This window comes from Pseudomonas sp. 10C3 (assembly GCF_036346185.1).
Classification (GTDB): Bacteria; Pseudomonadota; Gammaproteobacteria; order Pseudomonadales; family Pseudomonadaceae; genus Aquipseudomonas.
In genome coordinates, this window is sequence record NZ_JASJVE010000018.1 from 102,525 (window position 1) to 118,913 (window position 16,389).

Below are 16,389 nucleotides of genomic sequence, written 5' to 3' on the forward strand. Positions count from 1 at the left end.
GGCTTAGACGTTGTGATAAGACGTAACGCGCTCGACTTCTTCCTTGGAACCCAGGAAGACCGCGACACGCTGGTGCAGGCCTTCAGGCTGGATGTCGAGGATGCGCTGATGGCCGTCGGTGGACATGCCGCCCGCCTGTTCTACGATGAACGACATCGGGTTGGCTTCGTACATCAGGCGCAGCTTGCCTGGCTTGGACGGGTCACGGCTGTCACGTGGGTACATGAACATGCCGCCACGGGTCAGGATGCGGTGCACGTCGGCAACCATGGCTGCGATCCAGCGCATGTTGTAGTTCTTTTTCAGCGGGCCGTCTTCACCAGCCAGCAATTCGTCGACATAGCGTTTGACCGGGGCTTCCCAATGACGCGCGTTGGACATGTTGATGGCAAATTCCTGGGTGGTCTCAGGGATTCGCATGTCTTCGTGGGTCAGCACGAAGCTGCCCAGCTCACGATCGAGGGTGAAGCCTTTGACGCCGTCGCCCAAGGTCAGGACCAACATGGTTTGCGGGCCATAGATCGCGTAACCGGCAGCGACCTGCTGGGTGCCCGGTTGCAGGAAAGCTTTCTCGCTCAGATTGTCGTTCTGGCTCAGGTGACCTTCCGGGCAACGCAGTACCGAGAAGATGGTGCCGACCGACACGTTGACGTCAATGTTCGACGAACCGTCCAGTGGGTCGAATACCAGCAGGTAGGCGCCTTTTGGGTACTTGCCGGGAATCTGGTAGGCATTGTCCATTTCTTCGGACGCCATGCCGGCCAGGTGACCGCCCCATTCGTTGGCTTCGAGCAGAATGTCGTTGGAGATCACGTCGAGCTTTTTCTGCACTTCGCCCTGTACGTTTTCAGTGTTCATGCTGCCGAGCACACCGCCCAGCGCGCCTTTGGAGACGGCGTGGCTGATTTCCTTGCATGCGCGTGCTACCACTTCGATAAGGAAGCGCAGATCGGCAGGAGTGTTGTTGCTGCGGGTCTGCTCAATCAAATAGCGACTTAGGGTAACGCGGGACATGGAGAGCTCCGAAGTGGGGGATAAAAACCCGCACAGTTTAGCGCGAGTGGACACGTAATACTCCAGTCAGACCGGGTTCTGGCCCATAGAGTTCACATGCCGGTTGAGAGTAGCCTCAAAACGGCAACAAGCAGGTGACCCTGCTCAAGATTTTGCCGAGGGCGTGCGCAACAGGCTCAATGCCATCCAGCCAAGAAAAACGACGCCCAGCAGCAACACTGCCCATAAACCGGTGCGCTTCCAGTCCGTGCCTTTCACTGCCGGTGTTGGCGTGCGTGCGATGACCACGGGTGAGGCCGCCGGTTGCGCAATACCCAGTGATGCGAGCACCTGCGGTTGATAATCGGGGATCAGCGTGGACAGCGGCAAGTCTGCCGCCCGCGCCGCCGTGTTACCAATGGCGAGAGTATACGGCCCTGCACCTTTGGCCAGGAACACCAGTTGCGTGGCGCGGACCGCGAAACGCAGTTGTGGGGCCGCAGTACCCAGACCGCCGCCACGCTCATCCACATCGAGCTTGAATTGCTGCACGGTACGGCCAGCCAGCTGTAACTCATCCTGCATCACGTCCTGACCATTCTGTGTCAGTCGATACAGCAAGCCGCCGCCCACGATTTGCCACGGGGCGTTGCTGTCGAGGCGCGCCGACAGGGTGGCCGGTGCCAGACTGTTGGCCTGGCTGATGTCGACCTTTACGCGCTCCACAGCTAGATCAATGGGCAATTGCCAGCTGTATTCGCCCGGTTTGACGGTGCTGCCCGCCAGCGGTTGTGACCAGACCAAAGGCTGCGGCAGGTGGTCGGGGCTGGCGCTGATCAATTGCGCGGAGGTCAGTGTCGGTGCGGAGTTCGGGGTGTTCCACAGTAAACGCAGGTAGCGCGCCGGTTGGCCGGGTAGAGTGACTTCGCGTTGCTCGATTACTTCATCGGCAAACGACAGTCGTGCAACCTGGCCCTCGCCCCAGGATTGCCAGTGTTGCAGATCGTTACTGGCCTCGATACTGAAGCGCTGAAAACCTTCCCGTTCGGTGTTCCAGTCAAGAATCAACTGCTCCAGCGGGGCCTTGATCTCGCTGGTGTCGAGCAGCCAACCGCGCAGTACTTCTTCGCCGGCTTCGATTTCGCCTTGTGGTTGCACTTCAACCAGCGTGCCGCTGGCGGTGCGCTCGACCCGAATCGTAGGCACTGCATCACTGGCATCGGCGGCGTCATAGAGGGCAAACCACTTAACCGGGATCGGCGTCTGGTTTTCCCGGCGCTGAACGTCGCTATGGGTCAATGAGTAGGCCAGTACCTGGCCCTCAGCGTTGAAAACGCGAACGTCACCCAGGCCGGCCTGACGCGCACCCAGTTGTATCGCCAGCGGTAGTTCAAGGCGATACCACGGGCCATTACCGCTCAAGGTCAACGGTACCTGACTAGCGAAATCAGCCGGTTTGTCCTGCGCATGGGCGGACATCGTTGCGAAGAGGGTCGCACATAACGCCGCGCCAAATACGGCGCGGGTGAAGGTTGACTGACAGCTCAAGAACGTGTTCCTCATGCGATGGTCCTGGCCGGATCGGGCGTAGATTTTTTAGAGGGCAAAGGCATCGGCGACGAAGGTCCGGGCGGCAAGGGAGAGAAATATCCCACTACCAATAGCAACACGCCAACCCCGATGAACGACACGATACGCGCCAGCCCACCGCGGTTGCTCAGTTCGACGAAGAACAGCTTGGCGACCACGACACCGATCAGTGCGGCGCCAACGATCCAGATATCACGTCGGCCGCGCAGGTGTCCGCCAACCATCAGTGCTAAGGCCATCAAGGTCCAGACAATCGACAGACCGGCTTGCACCCTCATCGAATCCAGCAATTCATCCAACTGATAGGGCACGCCACTCCAATGATGGGCCGTGCGCATGACCATCCCAGTGAACAGGGCAAATAAGCTAGCCCCTGCTACTATCTGTGCCACTCGCTGCGCGCGATCATGGGCGATACCGAGTTGAGGCAATCGGCTGCGCGCCCAGACGAACACCCCGGCCAATGCGAGCAACAGGCCCAATTCCAGCGGATTGAACAGTGGCAGATAGGCCAACGGTGCGGCAGCACCGTCGCTGACGATGTTCGCCAGCCAGAACCAGATCAACATCAGCAGTGCCAAGGGGGCAGCGGCCCAGACCCGGTATTCACGGGGATAGACCTCAATGGGCCACGGCAGTGCACGGGGCGCAGCCATCAATAGCAAATAGGCGCTCGGCAGCAACGCCCAGCCCAGCCAGCGCCATGCGTTGTAGTGTTCGGACAATGTCATCAAGCCGAAGCGCAACTCCAGCGCCAGCACGCCGATGATCAGCCAGCAACCCAAGACATGTGCCGCGCTGACCACCCAGCTCGGCAGTGTGCTCGCCAGGTGCCGCAGCGACAGCAGATGTACGACGAACACCGCGCCCCACGCCAGCCAACCCCAGTAGGCTGCCGGGTGATAGCTGGCGTTCAGCGCGAGCAGCAATAGCACGGTGCAGGCCGGAGTCAGCAGAGTACAAAGCACTGCCAGTGCCGACCAGTGCAGTCGCAGGGCGAGGACCGTCCATAGCGCGACGCTGACAGCAGCGAGGCATAGCAACGTGGGTATTTGCAATTCAACTGGTGCGAATCGTTGTGCGCCGTTGACCAGTGCCACAACCCACCAACCCACTCCCCACGCCAGCAGCAATGCGCCCAGACGCTGCAGATTCATGGTTTTCATGGGGCTTGCATTGACTGGGCTCAGGCGTTGCTGGAGCCACGCGCTGAGCATCGCGGCCAGCGCGACGACCATCGGCGTCCAGGCATCACGATGGGCCAGTAAAGTGGTGTCGGTTCGATACAGGTCGTCCTGTAGGTCGCCGAACAGCGCGAGGCCTGCCCCCACCTGCAACAGCAGGCCGAAAGCGCGTGCCAGCACTCGTTGCTGACGCAAGCCCAGCCAGAAAACGGCCGCGCCTTCCATGGCCCACGCGGCCGAGGTCCAACGTGCATCCAGCCCGAGGGGTATCGCCAATGAAGCGAATACCACGCCCAGTGCCAGGCAGGTCTCCACTAACAGTAAGGCGCGGACCGGCGCCCGGCCAGACAGTAGGCGCGCCAGGCCTATATAGAGCATTCCCATTACCAGCGCGCTGTAGGCGGGAGCGAACTCCATGTGTTGGACCAGCGCGAACTGCAGGCCGAATCCGACAATCGGTGGGCCAAACAAGATACTGCCGTCGACGTAGTCACCCTGGCGAGCTGACCAGCGCAATATCGCTTCGCGGCTATCGTCTTCGGGCGCGGTGCTCAGCTCTTGCAGTTTGCGTCGAGCGAACAGCAGACCAATCGCCAGATACATCAGGAAAAACAGGATCAGAAACGGCTCTGTGCTCCAGAACAATGCGGACGTGTATGCCTGCAGGCCCCAGACGAAACCGATGCCGAAGGTGCCGACAAAACCGATCAGGTTCAGCAGACGCCAGGCCTTGAACCAGGCGATGGCAAAAACCCCGGTATTGAGCAGTGCGAAGTAACTGAACAGGGCGACATGGCTGCCAGCGCCGGTAGACGTCAGCAGCGGTGCGGCGAATCCGCCGAGTGCCGCCGCCGCAGCCAGACCCAGTGCGTCCTGTTTTACCGCGAGGATCGCCGAGAACACCGTCACCACCACCAGCAGGCCGAACGCCATGTTCGGGTCGAGCAACGCATTCAAACGCATGGCGGCAAATACCGTCAGGTACAGCACGCCGACCCCCGCGCCCTGCAGGATTAATGCGTAATTGCGGTTGCGCCGTCGCAGCCACCAGCCCAGCGCCAGCAATGCCAAGGCGCAGGCGGCAACAGAGGCGTAGCGGGCTTCCAGTGGAATGACCGCACCTTCAGTGGCGTAGCGCAGCAAAAAGGCCAACCCGAGGAACAGCAGCAGCACCCCGACCCGCAGCACGGTATTACCGCCCAGCAGCCAGTTGCGTGCGCCAGCCAATGCGCGCTCGATCATGTTTGGGGTTGCGGGCGTGGAAACCGGGTTCGGCGTTGCTGTTGGCTGGGTCCATTCGTCGTCGACGGGCAGATCCCAAGTCAATTCGGCGGCTGCTTCAAGGGCGGGGGGCACACTGACAAGGGGTTGAGCCGCAGGCGTCGGGGCTTCAGTGTTGTGAGAAACGGATTCGAGGAGGGTAAGGCGTTGCTGAACCGCCTCGAGCTGACGGCCAAGCAGGGTCATGCAAATGGCTTGTCCAAGACCAAGCCCGGCGAGTGCGCCGATTGCAGCACCCACGAAAGACTCGTCCAGGTAACCACCCAGCACGAGACCGACCAGCAGGAGAATCCATTGCACGCGTTGACATCCCTTTATGCGGCTTGCCTGGAGTATATCGGTCCAGGCCGTCGGGGACATGATTTGTAGCGGAGGTCGGCGATGAATTCACTCGCGAAGACGGCACGCCGGGTAACCCGTGTCAGGCCATTCGCGAGTGAGCTCACCCACAGATTTATTCCTCCAGCGCTTTCCAGATGTCGTTCGAATATTCGCGAATGGTTCGGTCCGACGAGAACCAGCCCATCCGTGAAGTATTGAGCACCGCCGAGCGCCACCACTGTTTAGGGTCGTGCCACAGTGTCTGGACCTTGCCTTGAGCCTCCCAATAGGACTCGAAGTCGGCGCACACCAAAAAGCGGTCGTAAGCGATCAATTGATCGATCAGGCCGACATAGCGGTTTGGATCATCCGGTGAGAATACCCCGCCCCGGATCGCTTCCAGCACATCATTGAGCCGCGGTGAACTGGCGATATCGCCAGTGGCGCTGTAATCGCCAATGCGTTTGCGTGCTTCGACCTGTTGTGAGGTCAGGCCGAAGATGAACATGTGCTCAAGTCCGATTCGCTCGCTCATTTCCACGTTGGCACCATCAAGGGTGCCGATGGTCAGTGCGCCATTGAGGCCGAATTTCATGTTGCTGGTGCCCGAGGCCTCCAGGCCTGCTGTGGAGATCTGCTCCGAGAGGTCGGCGGCCGGGATAATACTTTCTGCCAGGCTGACGTTGTAGTTGGGTATGAACACCACTTTGAGCAAGCCGCGCACGGTGGGGTCGTTGTTTACGGTGCGAGCGATGTCATTGGTCAGTTTGATGATCAACTTGGCCGTGTGATAACTGGCGGCTGCCTTGCCGGCAAAAATTTTCACCCGCGGCACCCAGTTAATCTCCGGTTCGGCCCGCATTGCCTGATACAGCGCGATGGTGTGGAACAGGTTCAACAATTGGCGTTTGTATTCGTGGATTCGTTTGACCTGAACGTCGAACATCGCCGTTGGGTCGACCACGATTCCCAGCCGCTCATAAATGAGGGTCGCCAGGGCTTGCTTGCTCTTCAGGCGCTGAGCGGCAAATTGTTGGCGGAACGCTTCCTTCTCGGCGAACGGCTCTAACTCGATCAGGCGTGATTCAGCATTATCCAGAACGTCTGCACCCAAGGCCTCGACCAGCATGCGGGTCAATGGCGGGTTGGCCTGATGCAGCCAGCGCCTAAAGGTGATGCCGTTGGTTTTGTTGTTGATCCGCTCGGGATATAGCTTGTGCAATTCGGCGAACACGGTCTTGCGCATCAATTGGGTGTGCAGCGCCGACACGCCATTCACACTGTGCGAACCCAAAAACGCCAGGTTACCCATGCGCACGCGGCGGCCGTTGTCCTCTTCGATCAGCGAGACAGCGCGCAGCACTTCAAAGTCGTGAATGCCTTTGGCCCGCAATTCGTCGATGTGCAGGGCGTTGATCAGGTAAATGATCTGCATGTGCCGCGGCAGCATCCGCTCCATCAGGCCAACCGACCAGGTCTCCAGCGCCTCGGGAAGCAAGGTGTGGTTGGTGTAGGCCAGGGTGTCGACGGTGATCTTCCAGGCTGAATCCCATGGGATGCCGTGGGTATCGATCAACAAACGCATCAACTCGGCAACGGCGATCGAAGGGTGCGTGTCGTTCATCTGGATCGCGGCGTGATCGGCCAGCGAGTGCAGGGATTCGTGCATGTTCAGGTGGCGTCGCAGCAAATCCTGCAGCGACGCGGAAACGAAGAAGTACTCCTGACGCAGGCGCAGTTCCTGACCGGCTTCGGTGCTGTCGTTGGGGTACAGCACACGGGAAATACTTTCTGCGCGAACGACTTCGGCTACCGCACCAAAGTGATCGCCGGCATTGAAGCGTTCAAGGTGCAGGTCCTCGACCGCCCGTGCCCGCCACAAGCGCAGAGTATTGACGCTCGATCCGCGCCAGCCGACCACCGGGGTGTCGTAAGCAACGGCGCGCACAACTTCTGCCGGACGCCAGACTTGCCGTTGTTCGCCCGCTTCATTGACCAGCGTCTCGACGCTGCCGCCGAAGCCGATCGGGTAAATCACCTCGGCACGCTCGAACTCCCAAGGGTTACCGAAGTCCAGCCAGTTCTCGGTTTGCTCTTGTTGCCAGCCATCGACCACGGCTTGACGGAACAAGCCATGCTCGTAACGAATACCGTAACCATGGGACGCGACACCGAGGGTCGACATGCTCTCCATGAAGCAGGCAGCCAGACGACCGAGACCGCCGTTGCCCAGCGCGGCATCCGGTTCGAGCAAGCGAATGCGCTCGATGTCCACGCCCAGCTCAGTCATGGCTTCACGAGCGATGTCCAGCAGGCCAAGGTTGCTCAGGCTGTCGTAGAGCAGTCGGCCGATCAGGAACTCGAGAGACAGGTAATAAACCCGCTTCTGGCCTTTACGGTAAATCTGTCGGGTGTGGTCCATCCAATGCTCGACCATATGGTCGCGGGCGGCCAGGGCGATGGCTTCGAACCAGTCATGGTCAAACGCGTGATCTGGATCTTTACCCACCGCATAAGTGAGTTTTTCGAGTACAGCGGCACGGAAAGCGGCCACCTCGGCGTCACGAACAAGCGGTTCCTCTGACATCAATACGACCTCTAACGAGCAGACGAATAGGAAGCTGGATGATTAACTCTAGATGGTTCGACACGGGTCCGTCTTTCTGGTTCGCGGGTAATTGCAATTGATGAAAACCCTGCATTGATCGTTCCATCGCGAGCAACCCTTCTCTCTCTCTGGGGGCATGATCATTCTTCGATTCGGGTTTATGATGCTCCACGGCAAAATAAATAGAAGCCCCTGACCGCCCCTTTGGAGCACCTATGCAGACTTTGTACCCACAGATCAAACCTTACGCCCGGCACGATCTGGCCGTGGAAAAGCCTCATGTGCTGTACGTCGATGAAAGCGGTTCGCCCGAAGGTTTGCCAGTGGTTTTCATCCACGGCGGGCCGGGTGCGGGTTGCGATGCCCAGAGCCGTCGGTTTTTTGACCCGAATATGTACCGCATTATTACCTTCGATCAGCGCGGTTGTGGGCGCTCCACCCCCCACGCCAGCCTGGAAAACAATACCACTTGGCATTTGGTCGAAGACCTGGAACGTATTCGTCTGCACCTGGGGATCGAAAAATGGGTGCTGTTCGGCGGCTCCTGGGGTTCGACCCTGGCATTGGCTTACGCTCAGACCCATCCGGAACGCGTCCATGCCTTGATCCTGCGGGGCATCTTTTTGTGCCGGCCACAGGAAATCAACTGGTTCTACCAGGCGGGTGCCAGCCGCTTGTTTCCCGATTATTGGCAGGACTACCTGGCGCCGATTCCGCTGGATGAGCGCCATGACTTGCTGGGCGCCTTCCACAAACGCCTGACGGGCAGCGATCAGATCGCCCAGATGCACGCCGCCAAAGCCTGGTCCACCTGGGAAGGGCGCACGGCGACGCTACGGCCGAATCCGATGGTGGTGGATCGCTTCTCGGAACCGCAGCGCGCGTTGTCTATCGCCCGCATCGAATGCCATTACTTCACCAACAACGCGTTCCTCGAAGAGAATCAGTTGATTCGCGATATGCCCAGGATTGCTCATTTGCCGGGCATCATCGTGCATGGCCGCTACGATGTGATCTGCCCACTGGACAACGCCTGGGAGCTGCATCAAGCCTGGCCCAACAGTGAACTGCAGGTGATCCGCGATGCAGGTCATGCGGCATCCGAGCCGGGCATTACCGATGCGTTGGTGCGCGCAGCCAGCCAGATTGCCCGTCGGTTGCTCGATCTGCCGCCCGAAGAAGCGTGAAAGGCCTGGTATGAAAGGTCTGCTCCAGCGCGTGAGTGGCGCGCACGTCGAAGTGGCGGGTGAGATCGTAGGTGCCATTGATCAGGGCTTGTTGGTATTGATCGGCGTCGAGCCGCAAGATACGCGCGCCAGCGCCGATAAGTTGCTGAGCAAACTGCTGAACTATCGGGTGTTCAGCGACGCCGAAGGCAAAATGAACCTGTCGCTCAGGGATGTCGGTGGCGGTTTGCTGTTAGTGTCGCAGTTCACCTTGGCTGCTGACACCAAAAGCGGCCTGCGGCCGAGCTTTTCAAAAGCCGCACCGCCCGCGCTTGGCGCCGAGTTATTCAGCTATTTGTTAGAGCAGGCGAGAGGCGTGCACGATAAGGTTGCAGCAGGCCAATTTGGTGCGGACATGCAGGTTCATCTGGTCAATGATGGCCCTGTGACATTTTTACTTGAGAGCTAAACAGGCGATTGCCCTGGGCCGCCCTGATTTATCAGGTGAAAAAGCAATAAATACTTCATCGGACCTGATGCGTTGTAACGCGGCCTGCTAGATAATCGCGCGCTACGGGGATCAGCGTTCGTTGACCCGATTGATATAGCCAGAGGCTGGTCCGTCGCCGTTTAGGGAATCATTAGGTCCTTTCGGAGTCGGAACAATGCTCGCCAACCCGGCACTTGATAGCTGGCCGTTGGTTTTATGATCTGTTTTTCGGCGAGGGTTGCTCGTGATTGTTAGTCCCTGTATTGCTCCAATGAAACCCGGTAAACGGTTACGTAGTGCCCTGTTGGCAGGTTCTGCACTGATCTGTCTGTTCAGCGCAGGCCAGCTTTGGGCGTTCAGCCTGGACGATGTTGCGGCCAAGGCCAAAGACATGGCCGGGCAGAAGTACGAAGCTCCGAAGAGCAATCTGCCGAACGAATTTCGCGACATGAAGTTCGCGGATTATCAAAAAATCCGTTTTCTTCAAGAAAAGGGCGTGTGGGCTGGGGAAAAGACACCCTTCAAGCTGTCCTTTTATCACCAGGGCATGCACTTCGACACGCCGGTCAAAATCAATGAAGTCACGGCGACCGATGTACAGGAATTCAAGTACGACCCTGGCCGGTTCGATTTTGGCGACATGAAGTTCGACCCGAAAGCCACCGAAAAACTCGGTTACGCAGGCTTTCGCGTGCTTTACCCGATCAATAAAGATGATAAGAACGACGAGATCATGACGATGCTGGGCGCGAGCTACTTCCGCGTGATTGGCAAAGGTCAGGTCTACGGCTTGTCTGCGCGCGGTATGGCTATCGACACCGCAATGCCATCGGGTGAGGAGTTCCCGCGTTTCACCGAGTTCTGGATCGAGCGTCCACAACCGGACGACAACCATCTGGTGATCTTTGCACTGCTGGACTCTCCACGTGCGACAGGCGCCTATCAACTGACCTTGCGTCCGGGCACCAACACCCTCGTCGACGTCAAGTCGCGCATGTTCCTGCGCGATAAAGTTGGCAAACTGGGCGTCGCTCCACTGACCAGCATGTACCTGTTCGGCGCCAATCAGCCGTCCAAAGTACTGAACTATCGCCGCGAACTGCATGACTCCAGCGGTCTGTCGATTCAGGCCGCCAATGGCGAGTGGATCTGGCGTCCGTTGAACAACCCGAAACACCTCGCGGTCAGCAGCTTCTCGGTGGAAAACCCGCGTGGCTTCGGTCTGCTTCAGCGTGGCCGTAACTTCAGCCACTACGAAGACCTGGATGATCGTTATGACAAACGCCCAAGTGCCTGGATCGAACCGAAAGGCGACTGGGGCAAAGGCACCGTTGATCTGGTAGAAATCCCGACTGCCGACGAAACCAACGACAACATCGTTGCGTTCTGGAAGCCGGAAGTCATTCCTGAGCCAGGCCAGCCGATGGAGTTCAACTATCGCCTGCACTGGACCATGGACGAAAGCTCCATCCATTCCCCTGATCTGGGCTGGGTCAAGCAGACCCTGCGCTCTACAGGTGACGTCAAACAGTCCAATCTGATCCGTCAGCCTGACGGCAGTGTGGCTTTCCTGGTCGACTTCGAAGGCCCGGTGCTCGCAAAACTGGGTGAAGACCCGGCGATCCGCAGCCAAGTGACCACTGACGACAACACTGAGTTGGTAGAAAACAATCTGCGCTACAACCCGGTGACCAAAGGCTGGCGTCTGACGTTGCGCCTGAAAGCCAAAGATTCGGGCAAGTCGATCGACATGCGCGCTTATCTGCTTCGTGAAGTTCCTGCCGAGCCTGGTAAGGAACCTGCGGCAATTGTTGCTGACAAAGCAGATAAGAAAGTAGAGAAGAAGGTCGAGAGCAAAGTGGCTCCGAAAGAAGAGAAAACCGTCATAGTCAAGGCTGACACGGCTAAACCCGCCGAGGCGAAAGGCGACTCCACAAAAGCAGACGTAGCGAAGGCCGACTCGACAAAAGCAGACGCTGCAAAAGCAGAAGTAGCGAAGGCCGATGTCGCGAAAGACAAAGATGGCAAACAGATCCCGCAGCCTGAAGCCGAGACTGCCCCCACTAATCCGGAACCGGCCAAGAATGTACAAATCTTGACCGAGACCTGGAGCTATCAGTTGCCTGCCGATGAGTAATGTCCAGTCTGTGCCAGAGTCTCTGACCGAGTACCTGGCACATTTGCCGATGAGCGATGAGCAGCGGGCGGAACTCGCCAGCTGCACCTCGTTCACCGAGCTGCACCAGCGTCTTTCAACGCAGCCATTCACCGATAGCGCCGAGGCCGCTCAGGCTTCGGTTGGCCGTCGTTTGACATTGACCACCGCTGACGAGCTGGAAGAAGCTGAAATGCTCGTCCTCGACGCCAGTGGTCGGGTCTGCCTGAAAGCCACGCCGCCGATTCGTCGTACCAAAGTCATCCCTGAGCCATGGCGCACCAATATCCTGGTGCGTGGCTGGCGCCGTCTGATGGGTCGCAAGAATCTTCCCTCACCGCCCCAGCGCGAGCTGCCTTCGGCACGCTGGCGTTTTGTCGGCTCATTGCGCCGTTACATCTTGCTGGTGCTGATGCTGGGTCAAACCGTCGTTGCCACTTGGTACATGAAAGGGATCATGCCTTACCAAGGCTGGTCCTTCGTGTCACTGGATGAAATCACTCGCCAGACATTGTTCCAGACTGCGGTGCAAGTGCTGCCCTATGCCTTGCAGACCAGCATTCTATTGCTGTTCGGGATTTTGTTCTGTTGGGTCTCGGCCGGCTTCTGGACGGCGTTGATGGGCTTTCTCGAATTGCTCACCGGGCATGACAAATACCGCATTTCCGGGGCCAGCGCAGGTAACGAACCCATCGAAGCCGGTGCTCGTACCGCCATCGTGATGCCGATCTGTAATGAAGACGTTCCTCGTGTGTTCGCCGGTCTGCGCGCTACTTTTGAATCGGTAGCCGCCACGGGCGACCTGGACCGCTTTGACTTTTTCGTCCTCAGTGATACCAACGACTCCGATATCGCCGTCGCCGAACAGCAGGCCTGGCTTGAGGTCTGCCGTGAAAGCGAAGGCTTCGGCAAGATCTTCTATCGTCGCCGTCGTCGTCGGGTAAAACGCAAAAGCGGCAACCTCGATGACTTCTGCCGTCGCTGGGGCGGTGAATACCGCTACATGGTCGTGCTCGATGCCGACAGCGTCATGAGCGGTGAATGCCTGACCAGTCTGGTGCGTTTGATGGAAGCCACCCCGGACGCCGGCATTATCCAGACCGCGCCACGCGCGTCGGGCATGGACACGCTGTATGCGCGCATGCAGCAGTTCGCTACCCGTGTGTACGGGCCGCTGTTTACCGCCGGTTTGCACTTCTGGCAGTTGGGCGAATCCCACTACTGGGGGCACAACGCGATCATCCGCATGAAGCCGTTCATCGAGCACTGCGCCTTGGCGCCGTTGCCCGGTAAAGGGGCTTTCGCCGGGGCTATTCTGTCTCACGACTTCGTCGAAGCCGCGCTGATGCGCCGTGCCGGTTGGGGCGTGTGGATTGCTTATGATTTGCCCGGCAGTTACGAAGAGTTGCCGCCTAACCTGTTGGATGAACTCAAGCGTGACCGCCGTTGGTGTCACGGTAACTTGATGAACTTCCGGCTGTTCTTGGTCAAAGGTATGCACCCGGTACACCGTGCGGTGTTCCTGACCGGGGTGATGTCGTACCTGTCGGCACCGTTATGGTTCTTCTTCCTTGTGCTGTCGACTGCCTTGTTGGCGGTTAACACGCTCATGGAGCCGCAGTACTTCATGGAGCCACGTCAGCTGTATCCGTTGTGGCCACAATGGCACCCGGACAAAGCTGTCGCGCTGTTCTCGACCACCATCGTGTTGCTGTTCCTGCCCAAACTGCTCAGCATTATTCTGATCTGGGCCAAGGGTTCGGTAGGTTTTGGCGGTCGGATCAAAGTGACCCTGTCGATGCTGATGGAAATGCTGTTTTCGGTGCTGTTGGCACCGGTCCGCATGCTGTTCCACACGCGCTTCGTACTGGCCGCGTTCCTCGGTTGGGCCGCGACCTGGAACTCGCCGCAGCGTGACGATGACTCCACGCCATGGAGCGAAGCGGTCAAGCGCCACGGTCCGCAAACGCTTTTGGGTTTGTGCTGGGGTCTGCTGGTCGCCTCGCTGAACCCAAGCTTCCTATGGTGGCTGGCCCCGATTGTCGGCTCGTTGATGCTGTCGATTCCGGTTTCGGTGATTTCCAGCCGGGTCGGTTTGGGCCTCAAGGCGCGGGACGAGAAACTCTTCCTGATCCCTGAAGAGTACGCGCCGCCAAAAGAGCTGGTCGCGACCGATCATTACACCCATGAAAACCGTTGGCATGCGTTGAAACAGGGCTTCATTCGGGCCGTGGTCGATCCACAGCAGAACGCACTGGCATGCGCCTTGGCGACGTCGCGGCACACGCAGTCCGAGCCGATTGAATGGACGCGCATCGAGCGGGTTCGTCAGGCGATGAAAGTCGGGCCGGATAAACTCAGCAACCAGGAACGCCTGATGCTGTTGAGTGACCCGGTAGCCTTGGCGCGACTGCATGAACAGGTCTGGAGCGAAGGTCATCCTGAGTGGCTCGCCGCGTGGCGTCAGTCGATCGAAGCCGATCCGCATGCGCCTCTGCTGCCGTTGCAACCTGCCACCCATGTTGCCCCGCACCAACTGGCTAACGCCTGATAGCGCGGTAAAAAAGCGCCCTTGAGGTCACTCCTCAAGGGCGTTTTTTTTGGAATGGAATAAACAGCGTGTAGACGATTTCGCTCCGTTTTCGACGCTGCACCTACACCCGAAACCGCCCCACCAGCCCCTGCAAATGAGTCCCCAATCGCGCCAGTTCGACACTTGACGCTGCCGTTTCCTCGCTGGCCGCTGCCGTCTGTTCGGCGATATCACGCACGTTCAGTACGCTGCGGGTGATTTCCTCGGCGACGGCGCTTTGTTCCTCCCCTGCGGTCGCGATCTGCTGGTTCATGCTCTGGATGGTCGAGACAGTGAGCGTGATGTGTTCCAGGGCGCCGCCGGCCCGACGGCTCAATTCGACGCTGCTGTCCGACAGGGTGCGGCTGTTGTCCAACGTGGTTACCACCTGCTGGGTGCCGTTCTGCAAGGCGGCGATCAGCTCTTCGATCTCTTCGGTGGATTGCTGGGTGCGTTGCGCCAGGCTGCGCACCTCGTCCGCAACCACTGCGAAACCACGGCCCGCTTCACCGGCGCGTGCGGCTTCAATGGCGGCGTTCAGGGCCAGCAGATTGGTTTGCTGCGACACTGATTTGATCACGTCGAGCACGCTGCCAATTTTATCGCTTTCCAGCTTGAGTTGGTTCATCGCCACGGTTGAGTTGCCGACCTCAACGGCCAGACTCTCAATCAGGGTAATGGCTTCAGCTACCACTTTGTCGCCCTCGCGGGCCTGCTGATCGGCCTGGACTGCGGCGTTCGACGCTTCCTCGGCATTGCGGGCGACCTCCCGTACAGTTGCTGTCATCTCGTTCATGGCGGTGGCGACCTGATCGGTTTCATCTTTTTGGCTGTTCACGCCGACACTGGTCTGCGCCGTCACCGCAGACAACTGCTCTGCGGCGCTGGCGATTTGCGAAACACCGTCGCCAATTCCGCCGATCAGCTCACGCAGGCTCAGGGTCATTTGCTGCATGCTGGCCTGCAGTTGGCCCATTTCATCGCGGCGCTCGATGACCAGGTCTTTGCTCAAGTCGCCTTGAGCAATGCGTCCGGCCGCAGTCAGTGTTTGTTGCAGGGGGACGATGATCTGTCGTGTTATTAGCCAAGCAGCAAAGAGCCCGAACAGCAGCGCCATAGAGGCAACGCTGATCAAGGTGGTGCGCGCCCGCGCCGCCTCGGTATCGCGCTGAGCGGTCTGGCGGTTACTCAGCTCGGCGCTGGAGGCGAGCAACGTGTTACCCAGCGCTTCCATGCTCTCTTGTGCGGCCTCGGCCTTGATCTGAATGTCTTTGAATTGGCTTAGTTTGTCGCGATAGTTCTGTAAAGTCTGATTGGCTTGTTGCAGCCCGGAGACATTGGCGTCGGCTTGATCCTCGGATATCTGGCTAACCTCTTTGAGTGCTTCATTGATGGCTGCAATCGCCGCAAGTTCATATCGCTCCTGACCGCTGAAGGTATAAGCCTGCACTTGATAGCGCGCAGCCTCGATCTGCTGCCGCAGCTGAGAGATGTTGGTAAATTCGCCCAGCCGTTCGTTGCTGTCCTGCTCTTGGCTGACGGCCTTCAGTACCTCGGTTTCCACCTGTGCCACCGTTTTCATGGCCTGCACGGATTGTTGCTCAAGCAGTTCGCGGATGTTGCCGCGTGCCTTCAATGTCTGCCCAAGTTCGGTGAAGGTCCTTTCAAAGCTGCGTACCGTCTCACTCTGGTTCGATAGCAACGCGAGGCTGACCGGGTCGTCCATGGTGCTGCGTAACGCATTGAGCTGTACTTGGAGTTCGTTAAGGCGCTTTAGCACTGTGGCGGCACTCTCCGGTGTATTTTCAACGCGAAAGGTGATCCGCTCAATCCGCAGGTCCTTGCTCGCGTTGGTCAACTGGCCGATGCCCGTCAGCTTTTCGGAGCGGTCGATCATGGTGTCGAGCGCATGCCAGCCCGTCACGGTGATCGCCAGAGTCAGCAGTAAGACCAGGCCGAAGCCCAGTGCGAGTTTAAGCTTGACGCTTGTATTACCCAGAGCCTGGGTCAGGGTTCGGAACATGAGAGT

The 16,389-nt window shown here is 58.8% G+C and carries 9 protein-coding genes; 4 read left to right on the top strand and 5 right to left on the bottom strand.

The features are described from left to right. Nucleotides 1–3 precede the first annotated feature (3 nt). From QN399_RS18540 to QN399_RS18555, 4 genes are all read right to left on the bottom strand, one after another. Nucleotides 4–1,014 carry a class 1 fructose-bisphosphatase gene (locus tag QN399_RS18540; RefSeq protein WP_330201387.1) on the bottom strand — a complete coding sequence of 337 codons (1,011 nt, stop codon included), beginning with the start codon at nucleotides 1,012–1,014 and terminating at the stop codon, nucleotides 4–6. A 144-nt stretch (nucleotides 1,015–1,158) separates the two neighbouring features. Beyond that, nucleotides 1,159–2,472 (bottom strand): DUF3999 domain-containing protein, encoded by a 1,314-nt coding sequence (locus QN399_RS18545; RefSeq protein ID WP_330201395.1) that lies wholly within the window; start codon nucleotides 2,470–2,472, stop codon nucleotides 1,159–1,161. 80 nt (nucleotides 2,473–2,552) lie between these two features. Beyond that, a complete protein-coding gene (locus QN399_RS18550; protein WP_330201388.1) occupies nucleotides 2,553–5,348 on the bottom strand; it encodes a DUF2339 domain-containing protein in 2,796 nt (931 codons plus the stop codon). Between the two features lie 154 nt (nucleotides 5,349–5,502). Further along, entirely contained in the window at nucleotides 5,503–7,956 is a 2,454-nt protein-coding gene (locus QN399_RS18555; protein WP_330201389.1) for a glycogen/starch/alpha-glucan phosphorylase, read from the bottom strand. Between the two features lie 236 nt (nucleotides 7,957–8,192). Here QN399_RS18555 and pip point away from each other — a divergent pair, with 236 nt between their 5' ends. The 4 genes from pip (at nucleotide 8,193) to mdoH (ending at nucleotide 14,339) form a co-directional block, all read left to right on the top strand. Continuing rightward, the gene (gene pip / locus QN399_RS18560; RefSeq protein ID WP_322177426.1) at nucleotides 8,193–9,164 is read left to right on the top strand and encodes a prolyl aminopeptidase; all 972 of its coding nucleotides are present in this window, start codon (nucleotides 8,193–8,195) and stop codon (nucleotides 9,162–9,164) included. A 10-nt stretch (nucleotides 9,165–9,174) separates the two neighbouring features. Continuing rightward, the gene (gene dtd, locus QN399_RS18565; protein ID WP_322277893.1) at nucleotides 9,175–9,612 is read left to right on the top strand and encodes a D-aminoacyl-tRNA deacylase; all 438 of its coding nucleotides are present in this window, start codon (nucleotides 9,175–9,177) and stop codon (nucleotides 9,610–9,612) included. A 265-nt stretch (nucleotides 9,613–9,877) separates the two neighbouring features. Continuing rightward, entirely contained in the window at nucleotides 9,878–11,770 is a 1,893-nt protein-coding gene (locus QN399_RS18570) for a glucan biosynthesis protein (protein WP_322177428.1), read from the top strand. Beyond that, entirely contained in the window at nucleotides 11,763–14,339 is a 2,577-nt protein-coding gene (mdoH, locus tag QN399_RS18575) for a glucans biosynthesis glucosyltransferase MdoH (protein WP_322277894.1), read from the top strand. Before QN399_RS18570 ends, mdoH begins: the two co-directional genes overlap by 8 nt. Before the next feature lie 103 nt (nucleotides 14,340–14,442). Here the strand turns inward: mdoH and QN399_RS18580 are convergent, their stop codons facing one another. Further along, nucleotides 14,443–16,383: a methyl-accepting chemotaxis protein gene (locus QN399_RS18580; protein ID WP_322177430.1), complete on the bottom strand. Its 1,941-nt coding sequence runs from the start codon at nucleotides 16,381–16,383 to the stop codon at nucleotides 14,443–14,445. Nucleotides 16,384–16,389: the final 6 nt, after the last annotated feature.